9 protein-coding genes are annotated in these 13,729 nt (G+C 67.7%); 5 read left to right on the top strand and 4 right to left on the bottom strand.

What is annotated here, in order from left to right:
• Nucleotides 1-60: 60 nt before the first annotated feature.
• The 4 genes from R2910_07725 (at nt 61) to R2910_07710 (ending at nt 4,167) form a co-directional block, all read left to right on the top strand.
• Nucleotides 61-1,698 (top strand): M20/M25/M40 family metallo-hydrolase, encoded by a 1,638-nt coding sequence (locus R2910_07725; protein ID MEZ4412853.1) that lies wholly within the window; start codon nt 61-63, stop codon nt 1,696-1,698.
• A gap of 374 nt (nt 1,699-2,072) precedes the next feature.
• Nucleotides 2,073-3,038 (top strand): hypothetical protein, encoded by a 966-nt coding sequence (locus R2910_07720; GenBank protein MEZ4412852.1) that lies wholly within the window; start codon nt 2,073-2,075, stop codon nt 3,036-3,038.
• A gap of 125 nt (nt 3,039-3,163) precedes the next feature.
• Nucleotides 3,164-3,850, top strand: coding sequence for a helix-turn-helix domain-containing protein (locus R2910_07715; GenBank protein MEZ4412851.1), 687 nt, complete (start codon nt 3,164-3,166; stop codon nt 3,848-3,850).
• On the top strand, nt 3,847-4,167 hold the full coding sequence (locus R2910_07710; GenBank protein MEZ4412850.1) for an Hpt domain-containing protein: 321 nt from the start codon (nt 3,847-3,849) through the stop codon (nt 4,165-4,167). The genes R2910_07715 and R2910_07710 overlap by 4 nt, the downstream gene beginning before the upstream one ends.
• Nucleotides 4,168-4,171: 4 nt before the next feature.
• Here R2910_07710 and lon read toward each other — a convergent pair whose 3' ends face one another.
• Nucleotides 4,172-6,661 carry an endopeptidase La gene (gene lon, locus R2910_07705; protein MEZ4412849.1) on the bottom strand — a complete coding sequence of 830 codons (2,490 nt, stop codon included), beginning with the start codon at nt 6,659-6,661 and terminating at the stop codon, nt 4,172-4,174.
• Between the two features lie 322 nt (nt 6,662-6,983).
• Between lon and R2910_07700 the strand changes: the two genes are divergently transcribed.
• A complete protein-coding gene (locus tag R2910_07700; GenBank protein MEZ4412848.1) occupies nt 6,984-8,888 on the top strand; it encodes a protein kinase in 1,905 nt (634 codons plus the stop codon).
• On the opposite strand, the gene R2910_07695 is transcribed toward R2910_07700, so the two are convergent.
• From R2910_07695 to R2910_07685, 3 genes are all read right to left on the bottom strand, one after another.
• Complete coding sequence (locus R2910_07695) at nt 8,885-9,754, bottom strand: hypothetical protein (GenBank protein ID MEZ4412847.1); 870 nt, start codon at nt 9,752-9,754, stop codon at nt 8,885-8,887. The genes R2910_07700 and R2910_07695 overlap by 4 nt on opposite strands.
• 47 nt (nt 9,755-9,801) lie before the next feature.
• Entirely contained in the window at nt 9,802-11,934 is a 2,133-nt protein-coding gene (locus R2910_07690; GenBank protein MEZ4412846.1) for a dehydrogenase E1 component subunit alpha/beta, read from the bottom strand.
• Between the two features lie 106 nt (nt 11,935-12,040).
• A complete protein-coding gene (locus R2910_07685) occupies nt 12,041-13,723 on the bottom strand; it encodes an amidohydrolase (GenBank protein MEZ4412845.1) in 1,683 nt (560 codons plus the stop codon).
• Between the last annotated feature and the right edge of the window lie 6 nt (nt 13,724-13,729).

Genomic DNA, 13,729 nt, shown 5'->3' with positions numbered 1-13,729 from the left:
GCTCAGCGAGTCCTCCTGATCACGGACCGGCCTTTCCCATCTCCAACCCACGTGGACTCCATGCGACGACTGACCGTGCTCCTTGCGTCCCTCTTTCTCCTCCCCGCGGGTGCCGCGCAAGCGCAAACGGCGGTGGACAAGGCCGCGCGAGCGGTGTCGGCCGACGTCATCCGCGCCCACATCGACTTCCTCGCCAGCGACGCCCTCGAAGGACGCGGCGCCGGCACGCGTGGCGGCGACCTGGCCGCGCGCTATATCGCCGCGCAGTACATCCGGCTCGGCCTTGAGCCGGCCGGCGACGACAGCACCTATTTCTTCAAGGTGCCGGTCGTCTCCTTCACGCCGGAGCCGACACTCGCCCTCGGCAACACCGCGCTGACGTACGCGACCGACTTTGTCCTCGAGCCGATGCGGTGGGATTCCCTGGTGACCATCGACGCCCCGCTGGTGTTCGTCGGGCACGGCATCGTGGCGCCGGAGTACGGGTGGGACGACTACGCCGGGGTCGACGTGAAGGGGAAGGTCGTGGCGGTCATGGTCAACGACCCCGGCCTCCACGACTCAACGACATTCAAGGGGAAGGTGCTGACCTACTACGCGCGCTGGACCTACAAGTACGAGGAAGCGGCGCGCCAGGGCGCCGCCGGTGTGCTCCTGATCCACACCACCGAAAGTGCGACCTATCCATGGGCAGTCGTGGAGGGGAGCTTCAGCGGACCCCAGGTCCGTCTGGAGACCGCGCCGACGTCGCTCCTGGTGGCCGGATGGGTCCAGCAGGAACCGATGGCCGACGCCTTCAAGGCGGCGGGGAAGGTGCTGTCCGACGAGATGACCCGGGCGGGAAAGAAGGGGTTCGTCGGCTATGAGCTGCCGACCCGTGTGGTGGCCTCCGTGCGGGCGCCGATGACCCGCACCGCCACCTACAACGTGCTCGGCCGCCTGCCAGGGACCGGCGGACCGCTGGCCGCCGAGGTCGTGGTGCTCGGCGCGCACTATGACCACCTTGGCATCGGCAAGCCGGTCGACGGCGACTCGATCTACAACGGCGCGCGAGACAACGCGGCTGGCGTCGGCGAGATGCTCGCCATCGCGGAGGCGATGAACCGAACGGACTTCGCGGGCAAGCGTTCGATCGTGTTCGCGGCGTTCGGCGGCGAGGAGTCGGGGCTCCTCGGCTCCCAGGCGATGATCGACCGTCCCTTCATGCCCCTCCGCAACGTGGCGGCGATGCTCAATTTCGACGGCGCCAACCTCTACGGCCGCGCGCGGGACATTGCCGCCACCGGCTCCGATCAATCGTCGCTTCTTGGCGCGATGCAAGCCGCCGCGCGCCTGGAGGGCTTGCGGGTCACCGAGGATTCTGCCGGGATGTTCCGGGGCTCCTTCTTCCGATCCGACAACTTCCCCTTTGCGAGGGCGGGCATCCCAGCCCTCTCCTTCGAGCCGGGGAGCGATTTCGTGGGCAAGCCGAAGGACTACGCGCAGCGGGTCAAGGAGGAGTACAACACGCAGCGCTATCATCGACCCCAGGATGAATGGGGCCCCTGGTATTCCCTGGATGGCGCCGTGGTGGAAACCCGGGTCGGCCTCCGCACGGCGGTCTATGCCGCCGACGCCTCGGCACAACCGGTGTGGGATGTGGATTCCGAATTTCGCGCGGCCGGCGAAGCACGCGTCCAACCTACGAATACGAAGTAGTGATAGTACAGCATCGCATCACTATCACGACATTACGACAGTAATATCAAGAATCCGGCGGCCTCACATGGACGCCGGATTCTTTGTTGTAAGTCTTTCTTATTACTTGCGTTGCGCTAACTCGTAGCGCCGGAATCAGGCGAGCACTCACCTCCCACCCACTAGACCTCGTAGGGCATTCGGTGTAGTTTCGCGGGCGTTCCTCCCAGGAATTTCTCCGACCAGGAGCCCCTCTGGAACTCCCAACGCAGCACCGCGTCCCGCTCACATGGCTGCTGGAGCATGGCGGCGAAATCATCCGGCTTCGTGCACTCGAGGAGCTGGCGCCCGCCGGCACCGTCGACCCCGCCGCCCTCGAAGCGGCCCGGGAAGCAGTGCTCGTCTCCAAGCCGGTCGTGGCCGTCGTCAAGAAGCAGAAGGACAACGGTGTCTGGGCCGGCAACCTGCTCGGGCTGGCCCCCTCGAAGACGACCGGCATCAAGGATGTCGGCACCATCCCGCAGTATCGCCGGCTGCTCCAGATGGGATTTCCGCTCACGGGGCGCCCGTTCAAGCTGGCAGACCGGCTTCTCTTCCGGCTGCTCTCGCGGGACGACGACCCTGCCCTGCTCTTCGAGTTCAAGAAGATGGCCGCCGGCGACGCCCACGCCGAGTCGTGGGCCCGGTGGGTCATCCGCGAGGCATCCTGTGCCGCGCTGGCCGAGGCGGGGCACATCGAAGATCCGCGGCTCCGCGGATCCGCCCACAAGGTGGCGAGCGCGGTTTCGCAGTTCCTCCGCAGCCCGCTCTCCGAGAAGCCCTTCGTCAAGGCAGGGAGCAAGACGATCCTGCACCCGGAGGCGTACCCGCCGAGCTGGTACTCTGTGGCGATGGTGGCGGCGATGCCGTCGCTGCAGCGGGAGCGGGCCGGGTTCACCGAACGCCTGGGGACTTACCTGGCCCAGCCAGCACCCAAGAAGTCCTACTGGCTCCATGTCGGGAAGAAGACCTTCAAGCCCCAACATCTCCTCCTGGGCGACCCGATCGAGGCCGACGGCAAGGGCGTTGCGAAGGACGTCCCGCTTGCGCTGCACTACATCGAACTCCTCGCGCGGATTGGTGCCCTTCACACCGCGCCGGTCGCCACCAAGGTCCTCGGCCGGCTCCTGAAAGACTGCGATGACACCGGCGTCTGGCATCCCAAGGGACTCCGGAGCCTCCCGAAGGGCACCAACCGGATCGCGTACCACATGTTCCCGCTCGCCACGGAGACCAAGACGGCGGAGTCTCGACAGGTGGACCTCACCTTCCGGCTGGCGCTGATCGCCAAGCAGCTCGGATGGGAATTGGAGATGGTGTAACTACAGGGAGGCGGGGAGGCGGGGAGGCCGAAGGTAGCGCGAGAATTGAGCTCAAGGGGTAGGGGCGCGGCACACCGCGCCCCTACCCCTTGTCGCTGGCGTAGTTTCATCCCATACTACCCCCTATGCGCACCCTCAATCTGACGCCGTTCGGCTTCACGCCAACGGAGAGCCTCGTCTACCAGGTCCTCCTAACAACAGGCCCGGGAACAGGATACGGAATTGCCCGGGCGGCGAGCCTGGCGCGGGCCAACGCCTACAGCGCGCTCGAGGGCCTGGTGAGCAAGGGGGCGGCCCGGGTGGATGGCACGCGGCCGAAACGGTACCGCCCTGAGGCCCCCACGGCGCTCGTCGCCCGAATCGCAAGTGAGCATGGACAGGCACTCGACGCCCTCCGGGAGCACCTCGAGGAGATCACCGTCCCGGACTCACCCACCCTTGTCGAGATCGAGTCGGCGCGCGGGTCGTTGCAGCTGATTGCCCACGACGTCGGTCGCGCCACTGATTCAGTGCGGCTGCTCGCCCCGGCGGACGCCTACCCGATCCTGACGCCGGCGCTCCGGAAGGCGGCAGCCTCGGGGGTGGCGCTCGACCTCCGCTCCCTCGAGCCGGTGGAGCTGCCCTTCGCAACGGTCACCGCCGCCCATCCGGGGCACAAGTGGCCTGGGCAGCCGCTCGTGGCGGTGGTGGACGACAAGAGCGCGGTGATGGCGGCGCGGGTCGGTGCCGAGGTGCTTGGCCACTGGAGCACGGCGCCTGCATTTGTCGCGGCCGCGGTGCTTGCGTTCGAGCGATTCGGGACGGCACCGTGAGCGATCCGGTGGCGGAAGCACTCAGGCAATTGCGGCGGGAGTACCACGCGGAAAGCCCGGCGCGCATCGCCGAGCTGCAGCGGGGACTGGCCGCACTCGCGGCGGGGGAGGATGGGGCGGAAACCGACCTGACGGTGCTCTTCCACCGCCTGGCCGGATCGGGCGGGGCCTACGGATTTCCCCAGGTGAGCACCACGGCGCGGGAACTCGAGCGTCTGCTCCGGAGCGAACCCCACTGGACCCCCGCCCGGCTGGCGGAAGTCCAGGCAGGGATCCAGGAGATTGCGGACGCCTTCAACGGCGGGAGCGCGCCGTAGCGGGCTAGTGCGCGAACCGCTCCACCAGCGGGGCGACATCGCGCGGGTTCTCGTCGCCGAAGAGCAGGCGTCCTTCGCGCAGCGACGCCCCACGCAGCGTCAGCGCCAGGACCTCCCCGAGGCTGTCGACCGGATACACCTCGAGCAACTTCCGCACTTCCTCCGGCAGATCCTCAAGATCCGGTTCGTTCTTGCGGGGCAGGACGATTTTCGTGATGCCCGCCCGAACCGCCCCCAGGACCTTCTCCTTCACACCGCCAATCGGCAGCACGTGGCCGCGCAGGGTGATCTCGCCCGTCATCGCGATGTCGTTGCGCACCGGCCGGCCGGACATCGCCGACACAAGCGCGGTGGCCATGGTGACGCCGGCGGACGGCCCGTCCTTGGGAATGGCGCCGGCGGGGACGTGGATATGGAGGTCCCGGTCGAACATGTCCTCCTTGATGTGCAGGCCGGCGGCGTGTGAGCGGGCGTAGGTCCACGCGGCACGCGCCGACTCCTTCATGACATCGCCGAGTTGCCCGGTCAGGGTCAGTTCCCCCTTGCCGCGCATGGTGGAGGCCTCGACGAACATGATGTCGCCGCCGGTGGACGAGTAGTACATCCCTGTGGCGACGCCGACCTGGTCCTCCCGGGCGGCGTGCTCGGGGAACACCCGGGGACGGCCGAGCAGGTCGTCGACCACCTTCTGATCCACCGTGATCCGCTCGACTTCCTTCGCGGCAATCCGGCGCGCCACCTTCCGGGAGAGTTTCCCGAGTTCACGCTCCAGCTGCCGGACGCCCGCCTCGCGGGTGTAGCTCGAGATGACTTCCTGCAGGGCGCCGTCGGTGAGCTCGATCTGCTCGCTCGAGAGCCCGTTCTCCTTCAGCTGGCGCGGGATCAGGAAGTTGCGCGCGATGACGACCTTTTCCCGCTCGGTGTACCCGCTGAACTCCACCGTCTCCATCCGGTCGAGCAGCGGCGCCGGGATGTTCTGCGGGAAGTTGGCCGTGGCGATGAAGAGCACCTCGCTCAGGTCGAACGGCACGCCGAGATAGTGATCGACGAACGAGTCGTTCTGCGCGGGATCGAGGACCTCGAGGAGCGCGGCCGCCGGATCGCCCTGGAACGAGACGCTCAGCTTGTCGACTTCGTCGAGGAGGAAGACCGGGTTCCGGGTGCCGGCTTGCCGCATGCCGTTGAGAATGCGCCCCGTCATGGCCCCGACGTAGGTGCGCCGGTGGCCGCGGATGTCGGCCTCGTCCCGCGCGCCGCCGAGGGAGATGCGGATGTACTCGCGACCCATGGCACGGGCGATCGACTTGGCCACGGAGGTCTTGCCGACGCCCGGCGGCCCGACGAAGAGGAGGATGGGGCCTTTCGCGGCGTCGCCGCGAGGCGGGGCCGTTGTCAGCGGGGCGGCGGGGCCGTCCGCGCCCGCCCCGCTGCCCCCCTGCCCCGCCTCCTCGCGTACGCGGGTCTCACTGCCGCGCAACTGCCGGACAGCGAGGAATTCCAGTACCCGGTCCTTCACATCGCCGAGGGCGTAGTGGTCTTCGTCGAGGATGCGCTGGGCCTCGGCGAGGTCGAGGTGCTCGTCGCTGCGAGCCGACCAGGGCAGCTCCAGAATCGTCTCGAGGTAGGTCCGGATGACCTGGGACTCCATCGACTCCCGGGCAATGCGGCCGAGCCGGCCGAGCTCGCGGTCGACCTCGCGCCGGGCGGCGTCGGGCAGCTCCAGGGCGGCAAGCTTGGTGCGCAGCTCCTCGAGGTCGTCGGACTCGTCGTCCTCGCCAAGTTCGCGGCGGATGGTCTTCAGCTGCTCGCGAAGGAACATCTCCCGCTGGCGCTCGCCGAGCTCTTCCTGCACCTGCGACTTGATGTCCTCCTGCGCGTCGACCAGGCCGATCTGGCGCTGGATGTGGACGAGCAGGCGGCGGAGACGATCCTCGACCGAGAGCGTCTCCAGCAGGGTCTGGCGCTGAACGGGGGTGATATCGACGTAGCCGGACACGAGGTCGGAGAACCGCGCCGCGTCGTGGACGCCGGCGAGCACCTGCTGAATGACCTCCTCCGGCAGGCCGGACTTCTGGCCCAATTCGGCGGCACGGCTGCGCGCCTCGCGATGCAGCGCCAGGAACGCCGGATCTTCCGGATCGAGCGGGGCAAGTTCCTCGGCGTCCCGCACAACCGCCTGGAGGTAGCCGTCCTTCTCGACCACGTGCATGGCGATGCCGCGTCGTTCGCCGTGCAGGAGCAGCTGCATCCCGGCCAGGCCGCGCTGCAGCTGGCCGATCTTCGCGATCGTGCCGATGGTGTAGAGATTTTCCGGGCTCACCTGCTCGACGTTCTCGCGCTGGGACACGGCAAAGACCAGCTTCTCGGGTGTCGCCAGGGCGGCTTCGATGGCGCGCAGCGTCCCCGGGCGACCGGCCCCGATGGGCGCGGTGACACCCGGAAAGAGAACCACGTCTCGCAGGGGCAGGACTGGAATGGTCAGGCGTTCGGTCATCGGTATTCCTCACATCCCTCCAGCTCGGAGGGCGAAAATGGCAGTCAGAACTCTCAGATAGTACCGAGAATGCACCCCCTGTGCCATCCGAAAGCGGCGGAATCTCTTTCGAACCTTCCTCCGTATGGGCCTCGCGGGTGCAATACGGAACAAAGGAGGGCTGGCCGCCCTCGTGCCCTGCCAAAGCGACAGGCCTCCGGCGCCGCTGACCGGGTGGAGGCTGAACCGTCGCAATTGTTGCCCTATCGATGGAAGGGCGACAGATTGTTGTGTTCCCGATGAACTGAGGGACCCCTCTCCCTTCGCGAGGACTTGAGCTGCGATGAAAGCACCTGAGGAAACACCTCTCGCCTCCCGCCTGGGTCAGGCACTGGGAGACGCCTATACGATCGAGGGCGAGATCGGACGGGGTGGCATGGGTGTCGTTTATCGCGCTCGCGACGAGCGGCTGCAGCGCCGCGTCGCCATCAAGGTCCTGCCACCCGAGCTCGCATTTCAGGATGAAATCCGGCAGCGATTCATGCGCGAGGCGCAGACCGCCGCCCGACTCTCCCATCCGCACATCGTCCCGATTCACGGCGTCGACGAAGGCGGCGGCCTGGTCTATTTCGTCATGGGCCTGGTCGACGGCGAGTCGCTCGGCGCCCGGATCAAGCGGCGCGGTCAGCTCCCCGCGGAGGAGGTTCGGCGCATCATGAAGGAAACGGCGGATGCCCTCAGCGCCGCCCATGCCTTCTCGGTGGTGCATCGCGACATCAAGCCCGACAACATCCTGCTCGAGGGAACGCGCGGCCGGGTCATGGTGACCGACTTCGGCATCGCCAAGGCCCTGTCCGCCGCGGGCTCCGGGGCGACGCTCACCGGCGCCGGGGTGGCCATCGGCACGCCCGCCTACATGAGCCCCGAGCAGGCGGCCGGGGAACGGGAAATCGACGGGCGCTCCGACGTGTACAGCCTCGGGATCGTGGCCTACCAGATGGTGACCGGCGAACTGCCGTTCCAGGCACCGACCGTGGCGGGCATCCTGATGAAGCAGATCACGGAGCCGGCACCGATGGTGACCCTGAAGCGGCCCGACATTCCAGAAGATCTTGCCCTGGCCATCAGCCGGTGCCTCGAGAAGGACCCGGAAAACCGGTGGCCCACGGCGGACGCTCTGCGGCGGGCCCTGGAGACGCGAACGGTCACAGGGTATCGGCCGACCGGGACCAGCTGGAAGGCGGGACAGTCGACACGTCGAACCGCTCCGAGCCGAGGTGCCACGGCGGAACGCCCCCTGCGGCCGCTTGCCGGTTCGCTTCCGGCGCGGCGGAGCGAGCGGGGACTGGCGCGCCGGGACGGTCGATCGCTGCGCCCCGACCGGAAGTCCCGGTGGGACGCGGAGAAGGACGACAAGATCCGCCCGCCGGTCGACACCGGCGAGCCAGAGATTGTGCAGAAGACGCGTGCAATCTTTGCCCGCTGGGCCGCCGTGGGCGGCGGGTGTTTCCTGATCAATCTGGCCACCGGCATCGGCAATCCCTGGTGCCTGTTCGTCATCGGCGGCATGGGCATTCCGCTGCTCCGCAGCTATGCCACCCTCTGGCAGTCTGGATACAGCTGGCGGGATGTGTTGAGTCGCCCGGCGGCGCATGATTCGGCCGAAACCAAGCTGACCTCCAGCGGCGGGAAGCTGCCGCGCCTCCTCCCCTCCCCCACCGCGGGAGACTACGGGCTGGCGCTCCCGCAGATCCAGCAGCTGTATCGCGACCGGGTCGCGATCCTGGGCCTCATGGAGCGGCTGCCGGCGTCAGACAAGAAGATGCTGCCGGAAGTGATCCAGACGGCCGACGCCCTCTTCGCCCGGGCCACGGATCTCGGGAAGACGCTCCACGCCATGGACACCAACCTCGAGACCGGCGGATTCAGCCGGGTCGAGGACCGGATCGCGGCCATCATGCGGGAGCCCGACGACGAGGAGCGGGCCCGTCGCATCGCGCTGCTGGAGCGGCAGAAGAATCAGCTGACGGAACTGCGGAGCCGGCGGGACCAGGTGTCGGCCAACCTGGAGTCGTGCATCCTGGCGATGCAGAACGTCCGATTCGACCTGCTGCGGCTGAAGTCGGCGGGCGTGGGGGCAGTGCTGGGCGACCTGACCAACGCCACCCAGCAGGCCCGGGCGCTCAGCCGCGACGTGGACGGTGCCATCGCCGCGGCGAGCGAAGTGAAGGAAGCGATCGAGCCCTAGAAGGCGGCGATGACGCCGAGGCGCAGGCTGGTGTACGCGTACGCCAGCTTGCCGACCAGGTCTTTCGCGGCCGCATTGTCCGACTTGGCGCCCACGTTGACGGTCACGTTGGTGTAGTACCAGCCGAGCCCCATCCCCCAGCGGTTGGAGAGGTAGTACCGGACGTTCGCATCCGCCTCGAAGATGGACACATCGAAGCGGTCGACCCGGGCGCCCAGCCCGCGGGCGTCTCCCCCCACGTACCAGCGGTCGCCCAGCCTCCAGTTGCCGAACGCGCCGATCGAGGCGGTCGGGCCGGTGAGCTTCTCATCGATGTTCACATCATACTCCCCCGCGGCCGTGCTGTCGCAGGCGACGCCGACGCAGCTGCCGGCGACGGAGCCGGTGAATTTCGCGCTGAAGAAGATGGCCCCCAGCCCGATGGCGAGGCCGATGTTGTGGCGCTCCTTGGCCAAGAGGGAATACTTGAACTGCAGCGTCGCGTTGTCCGCGCCGAGCTCCGTGTTCAGGTCGATGTCCCCGAAGAGCTGGTTGTCGCCGATGACCAGCGAATCGGAAAACGCCCGGCTGCCGCTCTGGTTCAGAAACTGGTAGCCAAGATCCAGCTCCGTCTTGCGGCCGGGTTTCCAGCCGACGACGATGGCGGGCTGCACGGTGCTTCCCGAGAGGCCGAGGAGATCCCTGAAGTTGATGTTGGTCCCGATGTTTCCGGACGTGCCGTCCACCCGGACGTCCGAGTTGTTCAGGACCGTGGTGAAGGACACGCCCACCTGCAGCTTGTCATAGAGGTGGTTCTTGTATTCGGAAGTGTCCTGGGCCGAGGCGAGCCGCGGCACGGCCAGCGCCAGCACGGCAAAGACTGTCAAGCGACCCCACTGTCCACATGTCATAGTCATACTGTTCCCTTAGCTCTCTAGAAGGCGGCGATGGACGCCATCGCCTGGCGCAGCGATTCCACCTGGGGAAGAATCACGTCCTCGAGTTCGGGCGCGTACGCGACGAAGGTGTCGGTGGCCGCCACCCGGCGTACCGGCGCATCGAGCCAGGCGAACGCCTCGTCGGCGATGCGCGCGGCGATTTCGGAGCCATAGCCCCACGACAGCGAGTCCTCGTAGGCCACGATGACACGGTTGGTCTTGCGGACCGAGGCGTAGATCGTCTCCCAGTCCACGGGGTTCAGCGTGCGCAGGTCGATCACCTCCACACTCACCCCCTCCGACTCCTCCAGCGCCTTGGCCGCCACTACCGCCCGCTGCACCACCGCACCGTACGTGACCACGGTGACATCCGACCCCTCGCGGACCACCTTCGCCTTGCCGAAGGGGATCATGAAGTTGGGGCCGGGATTGGGCGCCTTGTTGTAGGTCTGGCGATAGAGGTGTTTGTGCTCGAGGAAGAGCACCGGATCCTCGCTCCGGATGGCGGTGCGCAGGAGGCCGTTGGCGTCGAGCGCCGTCGACGGGCACACCACCCGGAGGCCCGGCACGCCGGTGAAGATGGCCGCGCCGGTCTGGGAGTGATAGATCGACCCGCCCTTGAGGTAGCCGCCGTAGGTGACGCGAACAACCACCGGGGCGCTGAAGTGATTGTTCGACCGCCACCGCATCAGCGCCAGCTCGTCGCGGAGCTGCATGTAGGCGGTCCAGATGTAGTCGAAGAACTGGATCTCGACCACCGGCTTCATGCCGCGGGTGGCCATCCCGATGGCGCGGCCCACGATGTTCGCTTCCGCCAGCGGCGAATTGTAGACCCGGTCGCTGCCAAACATCTTCTGCAGCCCCCACGTCACCTTGAACACCCCGCCCTTGCCCTTGACGTCGCCGAGGTAGACCTCGCGGCTCACGTCGGCCACGTCCTGGCCGAAGACGACGATGCGGGGGTCCCGCGTCATCTCGTCCTTGAGGCAGCCGTTAATCAAATCGACCATCGTGGTCGGCTCACCGGTGAACTGGGGATCATCCTCGGTGTCGAACTGTTCCGAGGTCGGGTCCACATCCGGTGAGTACACGAAGTCGTAGATGGTGTCGGTGCCCGGCTGCGGCGAGGCAAGCGCCGTGTCGGTGGCGACGTCGACCTCCTCGGCCACCCCGGTGCGGATCTTCTCGATTTCCGCCTCGGAAGCGATCCCCTGCGCCACCAGCCACCGCGGGAAGGTCGTGACCGGATCCCGCTCGGCATCCTTTTCCCGCTCGGCCGCGGTCCGGTAGTTGACCTCGTCATCCGAGAGCGAGTGGCTGTAGGGCCGGATGACGTGCGCATGCACCAGCGCCGGGCCCTTCCGCTGCCGGCTGTACTCGACCGCCCGGGTGAGTGCGTCGTAGGAGGCCAGGATGTCGCAACCGTCCACTTCCTGGATGTAGAGCCCCGGGAAACCGGCCAGCAGCTTGGAGACGGAGCCGCCGGCGGTGTTGACTTCCACCGGGGTGGAGATGGCGTACCCGTTGTCCTCGACGAGATAGACCACCGGCAGCTTGAGGTTGCAGGCGGTGTTCATCGACTCCCAGAACTCGCCCTGGCTGGTGGTGCCGTCGCCGGTCGAGCAGAAGACGACTTCGTCGCCGTGGTAGGGCGTTTCCGGCGTGTCGATGCCCGGCGTCTGGGTGGACCGCAGCCACGCCTCCGCACAGCCGACGGCCTGCAGGAACTGGGTGCCAGTCGGGCTGGAGGCGGAGACGATGTTCAACTCCTTGTGCCCCCAGTGGGAGGGCATCTGTCGGCCGCCGGAGTTCGGGTCGTCGGCGGCACCGACGGCGGAGAGGAGCTGCTCGGTGGCGGTCATGCCGAGGCCGAGGCAGAGGGCCCGGTCCCGGTAGTAGGTGTAGAACCAGTCGTAGGCGGGCCGGAACACCTGGGAGGCGGCCACCAGGACCGCCTCGTGTCCGGCGCCCGAAATCTGGAAGAAGATCTTGTTCTGGCGCTTGAGCTGGATTTCGCGATCGTCGATCCGCCGGGACAGCAGAATCAGGCGGCACATCTCGAGGAGTTCCGCCTTGTCGAGGCGGGACGACGGTGCGCTCTTGGCAGGCGCCGAGGTGCGTGTGGCCATCAGGGTATCACCCTCGGTGGAGACGGAAAGTGACCGGGAACGACCGGCTGACGGAAGATACCTCCCCCATGGAAGGGGAGAAAGCTGGGCGGGGCAGGGTGTCCCCTCAGGGCGCCCGGTACACCACCTGCCCGCCAGCGACCGTCACCAGCACCTGTGTATTCGGAATATCCACCGGATCGATGGCCGTAATGTCCCGGTCGAGCAGGACCAGATCGGCGCGCGCCCCCGGCTTCAGGACGCCCCGCCGTCCCTCGGCGAAGACGCCGTAGGCGTTCTCACTCGTGTACGCCCTGAGGGCCTCCTCCACCGTGATCTTCTGGGCCGGGAACCAGCCGCCGGGGTTCTTGTCGTCGAGGGTACGGCGTGTCACGGCGGCGTAGACGCCGAGCAGGGGGTCGAGGGGCGCCACCGTCCAGTCGGACCCGAACTCGAGGTGGGCCCCGTCGTCGATGAGGGTGCGGAAGGCGTAGGTCGTCTGGAGCAGCAGCGTGTCGATCCGCTTGGCGGCCCACCGTCCGTCGTCGATGATGTGGTAGGGTTGCATCGACGGGATGACGTTCATCTTCGCGATGCGGACGATATCCTCCGGACGCAGGTGCTGTGCGTGCTCGATCCGGAAGCGGCGGTCCCGCGGCCCGTTGGCGACCATCACCGAGTCGAAGGTGTCGAGCAGGAGCGCGTTGGCCCGGTCGCCGATGGCGTGCACCGCCACCTGGAGGTGCACCGAGTCGGCCGATTGCACCCACCGACGGATGGAATCGAGGGGGGTCGTCTCCAGGCCCCGGGTGTTGGGCGCGTCGAGATAGGGCCGGAAGAGCAGCGCCGTGGTCGAGCCGAGCGAGCCGTCCATGTACCCCTTCACGCCATCGATCCGGAGCCAGTCGTCGCCGGGGCCGATCCGGGCCACCGTATCGGCCACCCACCGCCAGGCCTGGATGGGAAAGAACATCTTGGTGCGGACCGTCAGCGTCCCGGCCGCGCGGGCGCGCTGGAAGGCGCCCAGCCAGGCCGGGGGCGCGCTCATGTAGTTCGTGGCGGTGACGCCCTTGCTGGCGGCGAACGACAGGGCCCGGGCCAGCGCGGCGTCGAGCTGCGCCTCACTCGGCGGCGGCATGACGCGATAAACCGGCCCCATCGCGTTGTCCTTCAGGATGCCGGTCGGCTCCCCGGTGCGCGGGTCTCGCACAATTTCGCCGCCTGGGATGTCCTTCGTGGCCTTGGTGATGCCGGCCGCGCGCAGCGCCGCGCTGTTGGCCACCCCCATGTGCCCGTCGAGCCGATTCACGAACACCGGGTTGTTCGGCGTCACCGAGTCGATCCACTCCCGCGTCGGCAGCGGTGTGTCCGGCCACCGCTCGTGGTCCCAGTCCCCGCCGATGATCCACTCTCCAGGTTTCCGCTCCGCGGCGAAGGCCGCGATCCGGGCGGTGAACTCCTCCGGCGAATCGGCGGTCCGCAGGTCGACGCTCACCAGCTGGATGCCGCCGTCGAGGAAGTGGGTGTGGCCATCCATGAAGCCGGGCACGACCATGCCTCCGGGCGCACCGGTCACCACCGTCTGCTCCCCCACGAACTTCGCCACGTCGGCGCTGTCGCCGACGCCCACGATCGTATCGCCCCGCATCGCGACGCCGCCCGCCCACGGCTGATCGGGATTCCCGGTCCAGACCCGGCCGAAGGTCACCACCGTGGCCGGCGGAGGCGGAGCGGAGCAGGACACCGTGACGGCGGTCAGGAGCGACGCGAGCGCGGCCGATCGGCCCCGGAGCAGTGGCATAGAAAGCATCGTGGA

The sequence above is a fragment of the Gemmatimonadales bacterium genome, from assembly GCA_041390145.1.
Lineage (GTDB): Bacteria > Gemmatimonadota > Gemmatimonadetes > Gemmatimonadales > GWC2-71-9 > SPDF01.
Note: the sequence above shows the minus strand (reverse complement) of the source record. Positions and strands in the feature narration are given on the sequence as shown.